Here is a 16,673-nt window from a genome sequence, read left to right on the forward strand (position 1 = left end):
AAGACCGCCGGCGTGATCGTCATCACGACGGACAAGGGCCTGTGCGGCGGCATGAACACCAACGTGTTGCGTGCCGTCACCGCCAAGCTGCGGGAGCTGCAGGGTGCCGGCGTGGCGACCGAAGCCGTGGCCATTGGCAACCAGGGCCTGGGTTTCCTGAACCGCGTGGGTGCCAAGGTGGTTTCGCACGTGACGGGCCTGGGCGACACGCCCCATCTGGACAAGCTGATCGGCCCCGTCAAGGTGCTGCTCGATGCGTACGCGGAAGGCAAGATCAACGCGGTGTACCTGAGCTACACCAAGTTCATCAACACCATGAAGCAGGAGTCGGTGGTGGAGCAACTGCTTCCCCTGTCCTCCACGCAGATGCAGGCCGACAAGACGGAGCACGGCTGGGATTACATCTACGAGCCCGATGCGCAAAGCGTGATCGACGAGCTGCTGGTCCGCTACGTGGAATCGCTGATCTACCAGGCGGTTGCGGAAAACATGGCGTCCGAGCAATCGGCGCGCATGGTGGCCATGAAGGCCGCCACCGACAACGCGGGCAGCGTCATTGGCGAGTTGAAGTTGGTCTACAACAAGACGCGTCAGGCAGCGATCACGAAGGAACTGTCCGAAATCGTGGCAGGCGCCGCTGCGGTTTAAGCAGCCCGACAGACAACATTATTGGAGCAAAAAATGGCTCAAGTGCAAGGCAAGATTGTTCAATGTATTGGCGCCGTGGTGGACGTTGAGTTCCCGCGCGACCAGATGCCCAAGGTCTACGACGCTCTGAAGCTCGAAGGCTCGGCCCTGACGCTGGAAGTGCAACAGCAGTTGGGCGACGGCGTGGTGCGTACCATTGCCCTGGGTTCGTCCGACGGCCTGCGCCGCGGCATCATGGTGACCAACACCGGCAACCCCATCACCGTGCCCGTGGGCAAGGCGACGCTGGGCCGCATCATGGACGTGCTGGGCAACCCCATCGACGAACGTGGTCCCGTGGGCCAGGAACTGACGGCTTCCATCCACCGCAAGGCGCCTGCGTACGACGAACTGTCGCCTTCGCAAGAGCTGCTGGAAACCGGCATCAAGGTGATCGACCTGGTCTGCCCGTTCGCCAAGGGCGGCAAGGTGGGCCTGTTCGGTGGCGCCGGCGTGGGCAAGACCGTGAACATGATGGAACTCATCAACAACATCGCCAAGGCCCACAGCGGTCTGTCGGTGTTTGCGGGTGTGGGCGAGCGTACCCGTGAAGGGAACGACTTCTACCACGAAATGGCCGATTCCGGCGTGGTGAACCTGGAGAGCCTGGGCGAGTCCAAGGTCGCCATGGTGTACGGCCAGATGAACGAGCCCCCAGGCAACCGTCTGCGCGTGGCGCTGACCGGCCTGACCATCGCCGAGTCGTTCCGCGACGAAGGCCGTGACGTGCTGTTCTTCGTGGACAACATCTACCGCTACACGCTGGCCGGTACCGAAGTGTCCGCTCTGCTGGGCCGCATGCCCTCCGCCGTGGGCTACCAGCCGACGCTGGCCGAAGAAATGGGCCGTCTGCAAGAGCGTATTACCTCGACCAAGGTCGGCTCGATCACGTCCATCCAGGCCGTGTACGTGCCAGCGGACGACTTGACCGACCCTTCGCCTGCCACGACCTTCGCCCACTTGGATTCCACCGTGGTGCTGTCGCGTGACATCGCTTCGCTGGGTATCTACCCCGCCGTGGACCCGCTGGACTCCACCAGCCGCCAGCTGGACCCGAACGTGGTGGGTGAAGACCACTACAGCACGGCCCGCGCCGTGCAGGGCACGCTGCAGCGCTACAAGGAACTGCGCGACATCATCGCCATTCTGGGCATGGACGAACTGGCCCCCGAGGACAAGCTGGCTGTGGCCCGCGCCCGGAAGATCCAGCGTTTCCTGTCGCAGCCCTTCCACGTGGCCGAAGTGTTCACAGGCTCGCCCGGCAAGTATGTGCCGCTGTCCGAAACCATCCGCGGGTTCAAGATGATCGTGAACGGTGAGTGCGATCACCTGCCCGAGCAGGCCTTCTACATGGTGGGCACCATCGACGAAGCCATCGAAAAGGCCAAGAAGGTGGCCTGATTGCGCCCGGCGGCTGAGCCTGCCGCTGGCGGCTCAGCGTCCTGCATGCAATCGAGCAACCCACCTTGTCTGAGGAGCAATGATGAACACCATCCACGTTGATGTGGTCAGTGCCGAAGAGTCGATCTTTTCCGGTGAAGCACGCTTTGTCGCGCTGCCGGGCGAGGCCGGCGAACTGGGTATCTACCCCCGCCACACCCCGCTGATCACCCGCATCAAGCCGGGCTCGGTGCGCATCGAGATGGCCGACGGTGGCGAAGAGTTTGTTTTCGTGGCCGGTGGCATTTTGGAAGTGCAGCCCAACCGCGTGACCGTTCTGTCGGACACCGCCATCCGTGGCAAGGACCTGGACGACGAAAAGGCCAACGCTGCCAAGGCAGCCGCCGAAGAAGCGCTCAAGAACGCCAAGAGCGAGATCGATCTGGCCAAGGCGCAGTCGGAGCTGGCAGTGATGGCCGCGCAGATTGCCGCGTTGCGCAAGTTCCGCCAGAAGAAGTGAGCACCAGGGCAGCAGCGCCCCAGAAGCGCTGGCCCGCAAGCAAGCACCCGCTCACCCTGGCGGATCTGCAAAAACCCGGCACTGCCGGGTTTTTTTTCGCCCGTACGTGGCTGCGGCTGGGAGCCGTGATGACGGCACGGGCCGAGAGATAGAGGGGAGGGGGTGCGGGCGGGATGCGCCCATGAAAAAGGGTCCTGAAGGGACCCTCGGTGGCCGCACTGGCCCGTGCGGCGGTGGTACGTGCAGGTGGAGACTTTGCCGGAGACGTCGCCTTTGCGGCGTATCCTGCCCCGCCATCCGGCGGCATTACATGCCGGTTTCGCCGGCCGACAGCAGGCCCAGGCGCAGCGCTTCGGCAGCCTGTGCACGCACGACGGCGCGGTCGGCCGTGCTCTTGTAGGTGGCGATGCGGGAGCCTTCGGGTTCCATGTTGTGGGTGCGTGCTTCCACCACGGCTTCGGCGTTCACTTCGGCGCGGGTGCGGTTGGTTTGAAACTGGGTTGCAAATTGCGAGGCATCGGCTTCGTCGGCGTGGGCGCCAAAGGAAGCAAAGGCGGCAACAGCGGCGATCGACAGGATGCGAGCGGTGGTATTCATGGTGAAAATCCTTCCAATAAAAAGTGAGCGGTACAAACGTCCGGTTCCGGGTGAAGCCGCCTGGCACCAGCGGGGCGGCTCCGGTCCGGTTAGTCGTCTTGCACATTCGGCTCATCGATGGGATGAACTGTACGCCGATGGCGTCCGCGGAAAAACCCGCCAGTCGCCAACTAACTGTTCCAGTAATGGCAATAATTGGAACGGAACTTTGGGGGACTCGACGAGAAAAGCGCCCGCAAGGCCGCTCTGAGGCGATGTTCAAGGGTAAACCCAGGGCGTCACGCAGAACAATCACCATCCTCCGCCGGGCCGAACCCAGAATCGCGCGGGGACCGTGCCGTGCGTCCAGGGCCCACTCGCGCGCCGGAGGGAGCGCGGCGCTTCTTTCTAACGCACCACCGGTCGGTCCGGCAATTCGTTGGGCACGTCCGTCCCTTCGGCCCGGGGAAACCATTGGGCCAGCTGCAGGGACACCGCGTCCACAGCGTCGGCCAAGCCGTCCTCGAACGCACCCGCCTGGAAACGGGCGGCCATGCCTGCGACCACCGCCTTCCATTCGGTGGCGCCGATGTGGCGGGCAAGACCGCGGTCGGCCACGATCTCGATGGCCCGTTCAGGCATCAGCAGGTAGATCAGCACCCCGTTGTTGTGCTCGGTGTCCCACACCCGGTACTTGCCAAACAGCGTCAGCGCGCGCTCGCGCACCGGCGCGTGGCGCCGCACGTAGCTCCAGGGAAGGGATGTTTCCACCACCACGCGGATCTGCCCGGTGTGGCGCCGCTCGCTGGCAGCGATTCGCCCTTCCAGGCGTTCCAGTGCGGCGCTGGAGAGCGCGCGCCGGGCTGCCGGCTCGCGCCAACGCAGTTGCGCCATGCGCCACAGCGCGCTCGCGAGCCCGCGCCGGGCTGTAACGGACGGACCATTTCTGGAGAGGTCGGGCTGCATGTCACCAGTCTCCCGAGGCACCGCCGCCCCCAAAATCTCCGCCGCCGCCCGAACTGAATCCGCCCGAGCCCCCGCTGCTTCCGCCACCCCATCCGCCGCCGCCCGACCCCCAACCCCCGAAAGGCGGCCCCCCACGGCCGGAGCGCAAGCCGGAGCCGGTGCCCGCGAAAATCCAGGTGTAGAGCAGGGCTAGCAGACCGGCCACCCCGGCGGCGAGCAGGCTGGCCGTGAAGACAAACGCCAGGAAGCCGACGCCGCCGCCCATGAGGAGACCGCCCAGCCTTCCGCCAAACACGGCACGTGCCAGCGGGCCGGCCACCATCACGCCGAAGAAAAGGAAAATAGCCAGGTCCTTCCAGTCCAGCCCCGCTCGATCCGGAGGACCGCCTTCGCCCCCGGCGGCGTTGCTGCCGTCGGGCACGGGCAGAGCCTCGCCCGCGATGCGGGCGTCCAGCTGGGTGATCGCGGCCTTCAGGCCCCCCGCATAGTCGTTTTGCCGGAAGCGGGGCTTCATGGCGTTGTCGATGATGCGCGCTGCTGCAATGTCGGGGACCGCGCCCTCCAACGCCTTGGCGACCTCGATCCGCATGCGGCGGTCGTCCTTGGCCACGACCACCAGGATGCCGTCCCCCACCTCCCGCCGCCCGATCTTCCAGGCGTTGCCCACGCGGTTGGCGAAGGCCGCGATGTCCTCCGGCGCGGTGCTGGGCACCATCAGCACCACCACCTGCGCTCCCCGGGACTGCTCCAAGGCGTGCAACTGCGCCTCCAAGGCGCTCTGGTCTGCGGGGCTGAGCGTACCCGTCTCGTCGATCACGGCACGCACCAGCGGGGGCACGGGCCGCAGCCCGGCCTGCGCCTGGGCCGGTGGCACGCAGAAAGCTATAAAAAATATAGCTGCCAGCGCTTGATAGATAAGCGCTAGAGGCATATTTGAGTGGTATTTTTGGACAACGGCGGCCCCGTTCAGGGCTTGGCGCGGGATGCGGAGAAGTCCACCTTCGGCGGCGTGGAAATCTGGGCTTCATTGGCCACCGTGAACGTGGGCTTGGGCGCGTAGCTGAAGGCCATGGCCGTGAGGTTGGTGGGGAAGCTGCGTGCCAGCACGTTGTACTCCTGCACCGTCTGGATGTAGCGGTTGCGCGCCACGGTGATGCGGTTCTCGGTGCCTTCCAGCGTCACCCGCAGGTCCCGGAAGCCCTGGTTGGCCTGCAGGGTCGGGTAGCGCTCGGACACCACCATCAGCCGCGACAATGCGCCCGACAGCTCCCCTTGCGCCTGCTGGAACTTGGCAAAGGCTTCGGGGTTGTTCAGGGTCTCGGGGGTGACCTGCAGCGACGTGGCCTTGGCACGGGCCTCGACCACGCGGGTGAGCGTGTCCTGCTCGAAGTTGGCCTCGCCCTGCACGGTGGCGACGATGTTGGGCACCAGGTCGGCCCGGCGCTGGTACTGGTTGAGCACTTCGCTCCACGCGGCCTTGGACTCCTCGTCCAGGCGCTGGAAGTTGTTGTAGCCGCAGCCGGTCAATGCCAGCACGGTCGTCAGCAGAAGAAAAATGCGTGAAATCATGGTCATGCGTGCCCAGGAGGGTCAAGAAAAACAGGGCCGGGGTGGCAAGGGCAGCCCGCCCCGGACGATTTTGCAGCAACTGTACGCCTGTCGCGGCCGGGCCGGCGCAGCGCGCGTCGGCTGCGATCGTCGCACAATAGAAGGCTGCCGCCTTCGCGCGCTGGCGCCCGCCCCTGCGGCGCCGCCAGCGCCTGTCTCTGCCCTCGACCGAGCCAACAACCTGCCACCGCCATGCCCCGCCGCCCTTCCAGCGCCGTCCTTTTCGGAGGCTCTCCTGACGAGACCGAAGCCGCGTTCTACGAGGCCTTGCAGCGTGGCGACATCGAGCTGCTGATGTCCTGCTGGGCCGAGGATGACGACATCGTCTGCGTCCACCCGGGCGGCCCCCGCCTGCTGGGCGCCGGCGCCATTCGTGCCGCGTTCGAAGCGTTCTTTGCCCAGGCCAGCGTGCGGGCGCGGCCGGTGCAGGTGCACCGGGTGGTGGCCCTGACCAGCGCCGTGCACAGCGTGGCCGAGCAGATCGAGGTCATGCTGCCCGATGGCCTGCACCAGGCCACGGTGCTGGCCACCAACGTTTACCACAAGACCCCGGAAGGCTGGCGGATGGTGGCCCACCACGCAAGCCCCGGCGCAGCGCCCCAGACGCAGGTAGATCCGGACCGCCGGCCCGTGCTCCACTGATCCAGCGGCCACGGCATGTCTCAGCAAAATATTGCTCTAGCGCCCGATGCAAAAGCGCAAGCAGCTATGAATTATGTAGCGCCCCGCTGGCTGCCTGGCGGACAACTGCAGACCATCTGGCCGGCCCTGGCGTCCCGCCGCGTCCTGGGCCCGCGGCCTGCGTACCGCCGTGAGCGCTGGGAGACGCCGGACGGAGATTTCGTGGACGTGGACTTCCTGCAGGAAGGACGGGAGGGCGGCGCACCCGCTGACGCCCGGCCGCTGCTGGTGGTGTTTCACGGGCTGGAGGGCTCGTCGCGCAGCCACTACAGCGAGGCCTTCGCCGACCTGGCGCGCGAGCGCGGATGGGCCTGCGCGCTGCCCCACTTTCGCGGCTGCAGCGGCGAGATCAACCGGGCGCCCCGCGCCTACCACTCGGGCGACCATGCCGAGATCGGCTGGATGCTGGCGCGGTTTCGCGCCTCCCACCGCGGCCCGCTGATGGCCGTGGGCGTGTCCCTGGGCGGCAATGCACTGCTGCGCTGGGCGGGCGAAGTGGGCGAGAGCGCCCGCCGCAGCGCCGACGCCGTGGCCGCCGTGTGTTCGCCGCTGGACCTGGCTGCCGGCGGGCATGCCATCGGGCGCGGGTTCAACCGGCAGATCTACACGCGCATGTTCATGCGCACCCTGGTGCCCAAGGCACTGCAGAAGCTGGCCCAGCATCCGGGGCTGTTCGACCGGCAGGCGCTCCTGGCGGCGCGGGACCTGTACGCCTTCGACAACGTGTTCACGGCCCCGCTGCACGGTTTTCGCAACACCGACGACTACTGGCAGCGCGCCTCCGCCAAGCCGCTGCTGGGCTGCATTCGGCTGCCCGCGCTGGTGGTCAACGCCCGCAATGACCCGTTCGTGCCGGCCGCCAGCCTGCCCCATGCCGCGGAGGTGGGCAACCCGTGGGTGCAGCTGTGGCAGCCCGCGCACGGGGGCCACGTCGGCTTTGCCCAGGGCCGCTTGCCCGGCCACGTGCGGGCCATGCCTGATGCCGTGGCCGGCTGGCTGGCCGCACACGCCGGTGTGGTTTCGCAGGCCGGGGCACAATCCGCCCATGGATGACATCGTCAAGCAGGCCCTGGCCAAGTGGCCGCATGTGCCTTACTGCTACGGCTGGCTGGGCCTGGATGCGCGCGGCCACTGGTACCTGCGGGACGAGGTGGCGCAGGCCGCCGGCCCCTTTGTGCAGAGCAAGGGTTCGCTGCTGCGCCACGAAAAGCTCCTGGAGTTCATTGGCCGCAACTACGAGCCCGACAGCCAGGGGCAGTGGTTTTTCCAGAACGGCCCCCAGCGCGTGTACGTGGAGCTGGAGAACACGCCGTGGGTGTGGCGCATCCAGCCCGATTTCTCCATCGTGTCCCAGACGGGCCGCAGCACGGCGGTGACGGATTGCCTGCTGGATGGGGAAGGGCGGGTCTACCTGGTTTCGCCGCTCGGTGTCGGCCTGGTCCACACGCTGGATGTCCCCTGGGCCGCCGAGGCGGTGGAAGCCGGCCGGTGGTTGCCGCAAGCGGTGGACGCGGCGCAACTGCCGGCCCGCTACGGTTTTGTGCGGAGTCCGCACACGCTGTGGGACGCCGCCGGCCGGCCGCAGCACCGCCATCCTTCGATGCCTTAAAACGGGCGAACAACAACAAAAAAGCCGGCTCCAGTAGCCGGCTCGGGACCACCGCCCGTCCGGGCGGTGGACAGCATTGCTTTACTTGGCGGCGGCGGCCATGAACTCGACGGCAGCGCGCAGGTCGGCATCCGATGCATTGGCTGCGCCGCCACGGGGCGGCATGGCGTTCTTGCCATTGATGGCGCTCTTGTACAGCGCTTCGATACCGGCGGGCAGACGGCTGGCCCAGGCTGCCTTGTCCCCAAACTTGGGCGCCCCTGCAACGCCCGCAGCGTGGCAGGCTTGGCAGGTCTGGTTGTACAGCGCTTCGCCGGCGTTGGCCGTTGCCGCAGCAGCGGGGGCCGCTTGCGCAGGGGCGGCGGCCGCTGCAGGAGCCGGGGCTGCTGCCGCGGGAGCGGCGGCGGGTGCTGCATCGGCAGCGGCCGGGGCGGCACCGGCAGGCGCTGCAGGCTCGGCAAACTTGGCCCCGCCAGCGTTGGCCATGAAGGCCACTGCGCGCGCAATCTCGGTATCGTTGAAGTCGCCGCCACCTTGGGGCGCCATGGCATTCTTGCCCTTCAGGGCGGACTGCACCAGGGTCTCGAAGCCGGTGGCAATGCGGGGGGCCCAGGCTGCGGCGTCGCCGAACTTGGGCGAGCCCGCGGCGCCTGTGGCGTGGCAGGCGGAGCACTGGGCCTTGAACACTTCCTCACCGGTCCGCAGCGGCCGGTTGGCGTCACGGATCTCCACCATGCCCACCTTCTGGATCCGCTCGGCAATGGCCTTCTCAGGGTTCACGGCGCCTGCCGCCGGCTTGTCGGCCGAGGTGACGTACAGGACCAGGCCGATGATGGCAAAGACCGGGATCACAAACGAGAAAAGTACCGCGACCAGCAGCTGCTTGGGGCTCTTGATCGGTCCGGTATGGGCTTCTTCGTGGTTGGCGCTCATGACGTCCTCAGGGTGTATCGGGGGCAGGGTGAGAAATCAACCTTAAATTATATCCGGGGGGCTTGACTGCCCCGCCCATCCCCAGGGCTGCAGCGCGCAGGCACGCATCGCCCGCCGCACGCGGTGCGGGAGCGGCCTGCGGCGGCGCAGGAGCGCGTCTGGTTCACGAAGGGGTGTCGGCCGCCGCGGCGGGGTTGCCCGCGCCGCCCCCCAGGGCCTTGTACAACGCCACCTGGTTTTGCAGCCGCGCGAGCTGGACCTGCACCACGGCCTGCTGTGCCGCGAAGAGCGAGCGCTGGGCGTCCAGCAGGTCCAGGTAGCTGGCCACGCCGTTGCGGTAGCGCAGATCGGCCAGCTGCAGACGCGCAGACTCTGCCTGCGCTTGCTGCTGCTGCGCCTGGGCTTGTTCACCCAGCGTTGCCTGGCCGGCCAGCGCATCCGACACCTCGCGGAAGGCGGTCTGGATGGCCTTCTCATACTGGGCGACGGCGATGCTGCGGCCGGCCTGCGCGCTCTCCAGGTTGGCCTGGTTGCGGCCGGCATCAAAGATGGGCAGCAGCAGCGACGGCGCAATGGTGAAGCCCCAGGAACCGTTCTTGAACAGCCCCGACAGCTCCCCGCTGGCCGTGCCGGCCTGGGCCGTGAGCGAGATGCGCGGGAAGAACGCGGCCCGCGCCGCGCCGATGTTGGCATTGGACGCGATCAGCTGCTGCTCCGCCTGGCGGATATCCGGCCGGCGCGTGAGCAACTGCGAAGGCAACCCGGCGGGCAAGGGCGCCATCACCGGGGCGGCCCCCAGGCGGCTGCCTGCGAGGCTGCCGCGGATGTCCTCGGGCAGCGGCTGCCCCAGCAGCAGCGCGAGGGCGTTTTCGTCCAGGGCCCGCTGGCGCTGCTGCTGCGCCAGCGTCGCGCGCGCCGCATGGGCCAGCGATTCGGCCTGGCGGAAATCCAGTTCAGACGCCACGCCCGAGTCCAGCCGCATCTTGGTCAGGCGCACGGACTCTTCGCGCGAGGCCAGCGTCTGGCGCGACAGCTCCAGCAGTTCTTCGTCCGCCAGCAGGTTCAGCCAACCGTTGGCCACCGCCGCCACCAGGCTGACCTGCGCGGCATTGCGGCCTTCCTCGGTCGCGAGGTACTGGGCCAGGGCCTGTTCCTTGAGGCTCGCAATGCGGCCGAAAAAGTCGATTTCCCAGGCCGACACGGCCAGCCCGACACTGAAGGAGTTGGTCAGGTCCCCCGAGCCCGCGGCCGGGGCCCGGCTGGCGTTGGCGGCAAGACCGACGCCCGGGTACAGGTCCGCACGGCGCACCTGGAAGGTGGCGCGCGCCTGGTCGATATTGAGTGCGGCAATGCGCAAGTCGCGGTTGTTGGCCAGGGCGGTCTCGATCAGCTGCCGCAGCCGGGGCTCGGCAAAGTAGTCCTGCCAAGGCGCGGCGGAGGCTGCCGGCTCTGCCGCGCCAGCATTTACGCCGGCGCCCGCAAAAGTGGCGGGAACGGGCGCCGCGGGGCGTTCGTACGTAGGGATGAACGAGCAGCCGCCCAGCAGCAGGGCTGCCGCCAACGCAGTGGCCGTGGTGGCGCGCGAGGTATCAATCATGGGTTCCAACTCCTGCTTCTTCTGCGTGGCGGCGGTTCATTTCTTGTTGGCGGGCGCTTCCCTTGAACAGGCTGCGCACCACCACGAAGAACACGGGCACGAAGAACACGGCCAGCGCCGTGCCCGTGACCATGCCGCCCAGCACGCCGGTACCGATGGCCCGCTGGCTGGCCGACCCGGCGCCGGAGGCGATGGCCAGCGGCAGCACCCCCAGGCCGAAGGCCATCGAAGTCATCACGATCGGCCGGAACCGCAGGTGGGCGGCCGCCAGCGCGGATTCGATCACTCCCTTGCCCTGCGCCTGCAGGTCCTTGGCGAACTCGATGATCAGGATGGCGTTCTTCGCGGACAGCCCAATGATGGTGATCAGCCCCACCTGGAAGTACACGTCGTTCGCATAGCCGCGCAACAGCGTGGCCAGCAGCACCCCCAGCACGCCCAGGGGCACCACCAGGATCACGGCCAGCGGGATCGACCAGCTCTCGTACAGCGCTGCCAGGCACAGGAACACGGCCAGGATGGCGAAGCTGTACAGGATCAGCGATTGCGAGCCTGCCAGCTTCTCCTCGCGCGATTGCCCGGTCCATTCAAAGCCGAAGCCTGGGGGCAGCTGCGCCGCCAGCTTTTCCATCTCGGCCATGGCAGCGCCGGTGCTGAAGCCCGGTGCGGGCGAGCCCGAAATGCGCATGGCCGGATAGCCGTTGTAGCGCACTGTTTGCTGCGCGCCATTCACCCAGCGGGTCGTGGCAAAGGCCGACAGGGGCACCGGCTTGCCTTGGCTGTTGGTTGCGTTGATCTGCAGCAGGTCGTCGGGCTGCATGCGCGCGGGCGCATCGGCCTGCACCACCACACGCTGCAAACGTCCCTGGTTGGGGAAGTCGTTCACATAGCTGGAGCCCAGGGCCGTCGACAGGGCCGAGTTGATCGCATCGAACGGAATTCCGAGGGCGTTGGCCTTGTCGCGGTCGATGTCGATCTGCAGCTGCGGCGCGTCTTCCAAGCCATCGGGCCGCACCTGCGTGAGCACCTTGCTTTGCGATGCCATGCCCAGCAGCTGGTTGCGGGCCTTCACCAGGGCCTCGTGCCCTGCGCCGCCGCGGTCTTGCAGGCGGAACGTGAAGCCGCTGGCGTTGCCCAGCTCGGGGATGGGCGGCGGGCTCAGGGGGAAGATGAACGCATCGCGGATTCCCATCAGGCCGCCGAACGCCCGGTTGGCCACGTCCTGCGCCGACTGGCCAGGGCCGTGGCGTTCGCTCCAGTCCTTGAGCGTGACGAACGCGAGCGCCGCATTCTGCCCCTGGCCCGAGAAGCTGAAGCCCAGCACACCCACCATGCTCTGCACTTCGGGCTGCTTGAGGATGAAGGACTCCACCTGCTCCATCACGGCCAGCGTGCGCTCCTGCGTCGCGCCCGGGGGAAGCTGCACGTTGACGATGATGTTGCCCTGGTCTTCGCTGGGCAGGAATGAGGTGGGCAGGCGCAGGTACACGACAGCCACCGCAGCCACGATGGCGGCGTAGATCACGAGGTAGCGCGCAGCACGCTTGAGGATGCGGGCCACCAGCCCTTCGTACCCCTTGGCGGTGCGCGAAAAGCCCCGGTTGAACCAGCCGAAGAAGCCTTGCTTGTCATGGTGGTGGCCGGCTTCCACGGGCTTGAGCAACGTAGCGCACAGCGCCGGAGTCAGCGACAGCGCCATGAAGGCCGAAAAGCCGATTGACGCCACCATCACCGCGGAGAACTGGCGGTAGATGTTGCCTGTCGAGCCTGCGAAGAAGGCCAACGGCACGAACACCGAGATCAGCACCACCGTCACGCCGATGATGGCGCCCGAGATCTGGCGCATGGCCTTGCGGGTGGCCTCCAGCGGCGACAGGCCTTCCTCGCTCATGATGCGCTCGACGTTTTCCACGACCACAATGGCATCGTCCACCACGATCCCGATCACGAGCACCATGCCGAACATCGTGAGCACGTTGATCGAGAAGCCCAGCGCCATCAGGGTGGCGAACGTGCCCAGTAGCGCGATGGGCACCACGATGGTCGGGATGATGGTGTAGCGCCAGTTCTGCAGGAACAGGAACATCACAAGGAACACCAGGGCCACGGCCTCCAGCAGCGTTTCGGCCACCTGGGTGATGGAGATGTCCACAAACCGCGAACTGTCATACGGAATGCTCCAGCTCATGCCTTCGGGGAAGTAGCGCGAGAGCTCGTCCATCTTGGCGCGAACGGCCTTGGCGGCCTCCAGGGCATTGCCGGTGGGCGACAGCTGCACCCCAATGCCCACGGCGGGCTTTCCGTTCAGGCGGGCGGCGGTGGCATAGCCCTGGCCGCCCAGCTCCACGCGCGCCACATCCTTGATGCGCACGGTGGAGCCATCGGTATTGGCGCGCAGCACCACATTGCCGAACTGCTCTACAGTGGAGAGCTGGCCGTTCACGACGACCGTCGCGGCAATGCTCTGTCCGGCCACATTGGGCAGGTCGCCGATGGTGCCGCTGGCGACCTGCGCGTTCTGCGCCCGGATGGCGGCCGTGATCTCGGCGGCAGAGAGGTTGAAGCTCACCATCTTGGCCGGGTCGATCCAGATGCGCATGGCGCGCTCCGTGCCGAACAGCTGGGCCTGGCCGATGCCCTGGAGGCGTTGCAGCTCAGGCACCACGTTGCGCGAAGCGTAGTCCCCCAGCGCCACGGTGTCGGTGGCGGGGTTGGTGGACGAGAGCATGGTGAACAGCAGGAAGTTCGAGCGCGACTTGTCCACGCGCACGCCTTGTTGCGTCACGGCAGAGGGAAGCCGTGGCGTGGCCCGCGACAGGCGGTTTTGCACGTCGACCTGTGCCAGGTCGGCGTTGGTGCCCGGCTGGAAGCTCAGGGTGATGCTGCCGGAACCGTCGGCTTGTGCCACCGATTCCATGTAGATCAGGCCGGGAGAGCCGTTCATCTCGCGTTCGATGACCGACAGCACGCTGTCTTCCAGCGTTTGGGCGGAGGCGCCCGGGTAGGCGGCGTTGATGACGATGGACGGGGGCGCCACCGGAGGGTATTGCGCGATGGGCAATTGCGTGATCGCCACGCCGCCCACCACCATGATGAACAGCGCAATCACCCACGCAAAGATCGGGCGGTCAATGAAGAACTTGGCCATGCTGGAGCTTTCTCAGGGCTTGGCTGCGGAGGCGGCGGATGCCGGCGCTTGTGGCGCCGACGCTGGCGAGGCAGTGGCCGGGGCCGCGGAGGCCTGCCACGGGACTGGTTTGACGGGCGTGCCCGGGGGCAGCATCTGCACCTTCTGGAAGCCGTCGACCATGACCTTCTCGCCCGCCTTCAGGCCTTCCAGGACCACCCACCGGTTGTTCTGTGCGGCACTTACCTTGATGGAGCGCTGGGACACCTTGCCGTCCTCGCCCACGACGCTGACGGTGTCGCCCTGCTGCGTGCGCGTGACCGCCTGCTGGGGCAGGGTGATGGCGTTGCTGGCCTGGGCCTGCTCGATGCGCACCCGCACATACAGACCGGGCAGCAGGTCGCCCTTGGGGTTGGGCACTTCCGCGCGCAGCGTGACCTGGCCGGTGGTGGAGTCCACGGACAGGTCGGTGAACAGCAGCTTGCCGGGCTGGGTGTATTCGGAGCCGTCCCCCAGCACCAGCTTGACGCTGGCGGCCTCCGCGCTGCCGGCGCGCTTGAACTGCCCGCTTTCCATCGCGCGACGCAGCTGGAACACGTCGCTGGCCGACTGGGTGAAGTTCACGTACACCGGATTGATCTGCTGCACCACGGCCAGCGGCGTGGCTTCGCCCTGTCCCACCAGCGCACCCTCGGTCACCAGGGCGCGGCCGATGCGGCCCGAGATGGGCGAGGTCACGCTGGCGTAACCCAGGTTGATGTCCGCGGTGCGCACGGCAGCCTTGCCGGCGGCCACGTCCGCCTGCGCCTGCTTCTCGGCCGCCTCGGCATTGACGAAGTCCTGGCGGCTGATGGCGTTGGCGGTCACCAGCGGTCGGTACCGTTCCACCAGGGCCGACGCCTGGGCCAGATTGGCCTGGGCCTTTGCAAGGCTCGCACGGGCACTCTCGGCGGCCGCCGCGTACGGCGCGGGGTCGATGCGGAACAGCGGCTGCCCGGCCTTCACATCGCTGCCTTCCTTGAACAGCCGCTGCTGGAGGATGCCGGCCGCGCGGGCGCGAACCTGCGCCACCCGCGAGGCTTCCACGCGTCCTGGCAGTTCAGTGATCAGGCCGACATCTCCGGGCGTCGCGGTGACGACGCCGACTTCCACCGGCGGCATCTTGGACCCACCGCCACCGCCGGGGGGTGCATCGGTCTTGCCGCAGGAGACCAGCACCAGGGCGGCCGCTGCCGTTGCGAGCACGACCGCAGAAGGGTGGCCAAAACGGGGCCGCAGGGGGAGGGGGGCAGATGCGTCACGCGAGGCGGGCATGGGAGTCCTTTTGATTGACGTCAAGGAATGGGGGTTGTAGGGGATGCCTTGCCGGCGCAGAGGCTTGGCAGAGGAGATCCCGACAAAACAGGTGTGCGATTATACATACAAACATGAATGTATAATTAGAGCCATCGGGTGCCGTGCACGGCTTGTGCATTGAGCCCCAGCGAAATGAACACAAGGAGACCGTCGCCATGGCGCGCCGAACGAAAGAGGATGCGATTGCCACCCGCAACAGCCTGATCGATGCAGCCGAGCAGGTCTTTCGGGAAAAGGGTGTGTCGCGCGCGTCCCTGTGCGATATCGCCCAGGCTGCGGGTGCCACCCGGGGTGCGATCTACTGGCACTTCAAAGACAAAGTGGATCTCTTCAATGCCATGATGGACCGGGTCACGTTGCCGCTGGAGCAGGGGTGTGGTGAATTTGAAACCAGCACCTGCCTGGATCCGGTGCAGCGGCTGCGTGCGGTCATGGAGCTGGTGCTGCGGAGTGTTGCGCAGGAGGATCGTACGCGCAGAGTCTTTGAAATTGCGCTCTACAAGGTGGAGTACGTCAGCGAGCTTGCGGGGGTCCGCGATCGGCACGTAGCCGCCTCCGACGCTTTTGCGCAGCGATTGGCTCGAGACTTTGATCTGGCGGCGCAGGGGCTGGGGGTGCTGCTGCCCATGACGCCGTCCGAGGCGGCGGTGAGTTTGCTTGCCTTGTTTGACGGCTTGATCAGAAGCTGGATTCTGGGCGATGGCGCCTTTGATCTGGTGCGTGTCGGCGTGGTGGGTGTTGATGCGTTCCTGCGGGGATTGGGGTTGCCGGTGTCCGCGCCGGCGGGCCTGGATTGAAGCTTCGGAGTGCCCGGGTGGCCTGCCCGTGCCGGGTCTTGGTTGCCAGTGCGTGTTGCATGCGATAATGCAGTGCTGTGCCAGTTTTTGGAAGTGCGGCTGTAGCTCAGTGGATAGAGTATTGGCCTCCGAAGCCAAGGGTCGTGGGTTCGATCCCCGCCAGCCGCACCAACCAACAACAGTGCTCGCGCGGAGAGGTGAATTTGCAACTTTCTTCGTTCGGCCAAAAACTGGTGCTATAATTCGAAATTCTCCGGAGGGGTGCCCGAGTGGCTAAAGGGGGCAGACTGTAAATCTGTTGGCTTACGCCTACACTGGTTCGAATCCAGTCCCCTCCACCAGTGAGTGAGTTGAGAGCAAGAGGCTTGGTCCCGGTATGTTGTGGGGCTGGCGCGCAAAGGCTGGTGCCGATGCGGGAGTAGTTCAATGGTAGAACCCTAGCCTTCCAAGCTAATGACGCGGGTTCGATTCCCGTCTCCCGCTCCAAGGCTCAGTGCTGGTTGTGGAAAGTTATAAATGTTGGTGCTGTGCAAGTGGCATCAATTTGCCCATGTGGCTCAGTGGTAGAGCACTCCCTTGGTAAGGGAGAGGTCGCGGGTCCGATTCCCGCCATGGGCACCACTTTATAGGGTGCGTCCGATTCTGGTTGCGCCAAGATCCTGTTGTGTTGGTATAGATTTTTTTCGGAGTCGGAAAAATGGCAAAAGGTAAGTTCGAACGTACCAAGCCCCACGTGAACGTGGGCACGATCGGCCACGTGGACCATGGCAAGACGACGCTGACGGCAGCGATCGCCACGGTGCTGTCCGCCAAGTTCGGCGGCGAAGCCAAGAAGT

Annotated in this window: 16 protein-coding genes and 4 tRNA genes; 12 read left to right on the forward strand and 8 right to left on the reverse strand. The window is 66.5% G+C overall.

What is annotated here, in order from left to right; translation table 11 throughout:
* The 3 genes from atpG to LWW96_RS00015 all read left to right on the forward strand — a co-directional run.
* A partial coding sequence (gene atpG, locus LWW96_RS00005; protein WP_291483444.1) for an ATP synthase F1 subunit gamma occupies nucleotides 1-648 on the forward strand: 648 nt, incomplete at its 5' end.
* Between the two features lie 33 nt (nucleotides 649-681).
* A complete protein-coding gene (gene atpD / locus LWW96_RS00010; RefSeq protein ID WP_291483446.1) occupies nucleotides 682-2,088 on the forward strand; it encodes a F0F1 ATP synthase subunit beta in 1,407 nt (468 codons plus the stop codon).
* 82 nt (nucleotides 2,089-2,170) lie between these two features.
* On the forward strand, nucleotides 2,171-2,587 hold the full coding sequence (locus LWW96_RS00015) for a F0F1 ATP synthase subunit epsilon (protein ID WP_291483448.1): 417 nt from the start codon (nucleotides 2,171-2,173) through the stop codon (nucleotides 2,585-2,587).
* A gap of 306 nt (nucleotides 2,588-2,893) precedes the next feature.
* Here LWW96_RS00015 and LWW96_RS00020 read toward each other — a convergent pair whose 3' ends face one another.
* The 4 genes from LWW96_RS00020 to LWW96_RS00035 all read right to left on the reverse strand — a co-directional run bounded on the left by LWW96_RS00020 (nucleotide 2,894) and on the right by LWW96_RS00035 (nucleotide 5,704).
* The gene (locus tag LWW96_RS00020) at nucleotides 2,894-3,184 is read right to left on the reverse strand and encodes a DUF4148 domain-containing protein (protein WP_291483450.1); all 291 of its coding nucleotides are present in this window, start codon (nucleotides 3,182-3,184) and stop codon (nucleotides 2,894-2,896) included.
* Nucleotides 3,185-3,571: 387 nt separating this feature from the next.
* Nucleotides 3,572-4,057: a TPM domain-containing protein gene (locus LWW96_RS00025; protein ID WP_291483452.1), complete on the reverse strand. Its 486-nt coding sequence runs from the start codon at nucleotides 4,055-4,057 to the stop codon at nucleotides 3,572-3,574.
* 73 nt (nucleotides 4,058-4,130) lie between these two features.
* Entirely contained in the window at nucleotides 4,131-5,060 is a 930-nt protein-coding gene (locus tag LWW96_RS00030; RefSeq protein WP_291483454.1) for a TPM domain-containing protein, read from the reverse strand.
* Between the two features lie 35 nt (nucleotides 5,061-5,095).
* Nucleotides 5,096-5,704 carry a LemA family protein gene (locus tag LWW96_RS00035; RefSeq protein WP_291483456.1) on the reverse strand — a complete coding sequence of 203 codons (609 nt, stop codon included), beginning with the start codon at nucleotides 5,702-5,704 and terminating at the stop codon, nucleotides 5,096-5,098.
* 225 nt (nucleotides 5,705-5,929) lie between these two features.
* Between LWW96_RS00035 and LWW96_RS00040 the strand changes: the two genes are divergently transcribed.
* The 3 genes from LWW96_RS00040 to LWW96_RS00050 all read left to right on the forward strand — a co-directional run bounded on the left by LWW96_RS00040 (nucleotide 5,930) and on the right by LWW96_RS00050 (nucleotide 8,027).
* A complete protein-coding gene (locus LWW96_RS00040) occupies nucleotides 5,930-6,379 on the forward strand; it encodes a nuclear transport factor 2 family protein (RefSeq protein WP_291483458.1) in 450 nt (149 codons plus the stop codon).
* A 66-nt stretch (nucleotides 6,380-6,445) separates the two neighbouring features.
* Nucleotides 6,446-7,471 carry an alpha/beta fold hydrolase gene (locus LWW96_RS00045; RefSeq protein WP_291483460.1) on the forward strand — a complete coding sequence of 342 codons (1,026 nt, stop codon included), beginning with the start codon at nucleotides 6,446-6,448 and terminating at the stop codon, nucleotides 7,469-7,471.
* Nucleotides 7,464-8,027 (forward strand): DUF2946 family protein, encoded by a 564-nt coding sequence (locus LWW96_RS00050; RefSeq protein ID WP_291483462.1) that lies wholly within the window; start codon nucleotides 7,464-7,466, stop codon nucleotides 8,025-8,027. The genes LWW96_RS00045 and LWW96_RS00050 overlap by 8 nt, the downstream gene beginning before the upstream one ends.
* Nucleotides 8,028-8,108: 81 nt before the next feature.
* Here the strand turns inward: LWW96_RS00050 and LWW96_RS00055 are convergent, their stop codons facing one another.
* The 4 genes from LWW96_RS00055 to LWW96_RS00070 all read right to left on the reverse strand — a co-directional run bounded on the left by LWW96_RS00055 (nucleotide 8,109) and on the right by LWW96_RS00070 (nucleotide 14,998).
* Nucleotides 8,109-8,960 carry a c-type cytochrome gene (locus LWW96_RS00055; RefSeq protein WP_291483465.1) on the reverse strand — a complete coding sequence of 284 codons (852 nt, stop codon included), beginning with the start codon at nucleotides 8,958-8,960 and terminating at the stop codon, nucleotides 8,109-8,111.
* A gap of 163 nt (nucleotides 8,961-9,123) precedes the next feature.
* Nucleotides 9,124-10,557, reverse strand: coding sequence for an efflux transporter outer membrane subunit (locus LWW96_RS00060; protein ID WP_291483467.1), 1,434 nt, complete (start codon nucleotides 10,555-10,557; stop codon nucleotides 9,124-9,126).
* Nucleotides 10,550-13,705, reverse strand: a complete 3,156-nt coding sequence (locus LWW96_RS00065) for an efflux RND transporter permease subunit (protein ID WP_291483469.1) — start codon at nucleotides 13,703-13,705, stop codon at nucleotides 10,550-10,552. Before LWW96_RS00065 ends, LWW96_RS00060 begins: the two co-directional genes overlap by 8 nt.
* 12 nt (nucleotides 13,706-13,717) lie before the next feature.
* On the reverse strand, nucleotides 13,718-14,998 hold the full coding sequence (locus LWW96_RS00070; protein WP_291483471.1) for an efflux RND transporter periplasmic adaptor subunit: 1,281 nt from the start codon (nucleotides 14,996-14,998) through the stop codon (nucleotides 13,718-13,720).
* A 197-nt stretch (nucleotides 14,999-15,195) separates the two neighbouring features.
* Between LWW96_RS00070 and LWW96_RS00075 the strand changes: the two genes are divergently transcribed.
* The 6 genes from LWW96_RS00075 to LWW96_RS00100 all read left to right on the forward strand — a co-directional run.
* Entirely contained in the window at nucleotides 15,196-15,837 is a 642-nt protein-coding gene (locus LWW96_RS00075) for a TetR family transcriptional regulator (protein ID WP_291483473.1), read from the forward strand.
* A 95-nt stretch (nucleotides 15,838-15,932) separates the two neighbouring features.
* A tRNA-Arg gene (locus LWW96_RS00080) sits at nucleotides 15,933-16,008 on the forward strand.
* An 84-nt stretch (nucleotides 16,009-16,092) separates the two neighbouring features.
* Nucleotides 16,093-16,178: transfer RNA gene (locus tag LWW96_RS00085), tRNA-Tyr, on the forward strand.
* 71 nt (nucleotides 16,179-16,249) lie between these two features.
* Nucleotides 16,250-16,323 (forward strand) — tRNA-Gly (locus LWW96_RS00090).
* A 60-nt stretch (nucleotides 16,324-16,383) separates the two neighbouring features.
* Nucleotides 16,384-16,458, forward strand: a tRNA-Thr gene (locus tag LWW96_RS00095).
* A gap of 76 nt (nucleotides 16,459-16,534) precedes the next feature.
* On the forward strand, nucleotides 16,535-16,673 hold a 139-nt coding region (locus LWW96_RS00100; RefSeq protein ID WP_291483475.1), incomplete at its 3' end, for a GTP-binding protein.

It is taken from the genome of Acidovorax sp. (assembly GCF_021287135.1).
In the GTDB taxonomy this organism is placed as follows: domain Bacteria; phylum Pseudomonadota; class Gammaproteobacteria; order Burkholderiales; family Burkholderiaceae_C; genus Acidovorax.

Bases quoted from the DNA above. Each gene is read 5' to 3' on its own strand.
- atpD (WP_291483446.1), top strand. From the start codon at position 682: ATGGCTCAAGTGCAAGGCAAGATTGTTCAATGTATTGGCGCCGTGGTG.
- LWW96_RS00015 (WP_291483448.1), top strand. From the start codon at position 2,171: ATGAACACCATCCACGTTGATGTGGTCAGTGCCGAAGAGTCGATCTTT.
- LWW96_RS00020 (WP_291483450.1), bottom strand. From the start codon at position 3,184: ATGAATACCACCGCTCGCATCCTGTCGATCGCCGCTGTTGCCGCCTTT.
- LWW96_RS00025 (WP_291483452.1), bottom strand. From the start codon at position 4,057: ATGGCGCAACTGCGTTGGCGCGAGCCGGCAGCCCGGCGCGCGCTCTCC.
- LWW96_RS00030 (WP_291483454.1), bottom strand. From the start codon at position 5,060: ATGCCTCTAGCGCTTATCTATCAAGCGCTGGCAGCTATATTTTTTATA.
- LWW96_RS00035 (WP_291483456.1), bottom strand. From the start codon at position 5,704: ATGACCATGATTTCACGCATTTTTCTTCTGCTGACGACCGTGCTGGCA.
- LWW96_RS00040 (WP_291483458.1), top strand. From the start codon at position 5,930: ATGCCCCGCCGCCCTTCCAGCGCCGTCCTTTTCGGAGGCTCTCCTGAC.
- LWW96_RS00045 (WP_291483460.1), top strand. From the start codon at position 6,446: ATGAATTATGTAGCGCCCCGCTGGCTGCCTGGCGGACAACTGCAGACC.
- LWW96_RS00050 (WP_291483462.1), top strand. From the start codon at position 7,464: ATGGATGACATCGTCAAGCAGGCCCTGGCCAAGTGGCCGCATGTGCCT.
- LWW96_RS00055 (WP_291483465.1), bottom strand. From the start codon at position 8,960: ATGAGCGCCAACCACGAAGAAGCCCATACCGGACCGATCAAGAGCCCC.
- LWW96_RS00060 (WP_291483467.1), bottom strand. From the start codon at position 10,557: ATGATTGATACCTCGCGCGCCACCACGGCCACTGCGTTGGCGGCAGCC.
- LWW96_RS00065 (WP_291483469.1), bottom strand. From the start codon at position 13,705: ATGGCCAAGTTCTTCATTGACCGCCCGATCTTTGCGTGGGTGATTGCG.
- LWW96_RS00070 (WP_291483471.1), bottom strand. From the start codon at position 14,998: ATGCCCGCCTCGCGTGACGCATCTGCCCCCCTCCCCCTGCGGCCCCGT.
- LWW96_RS00075 (WP_291483473.1), top strand. From the start codon at position 15,196: ATGGCGCGCCGAACGAAAGAGGATGCGATTGCCACCCGCAACAGCCTG.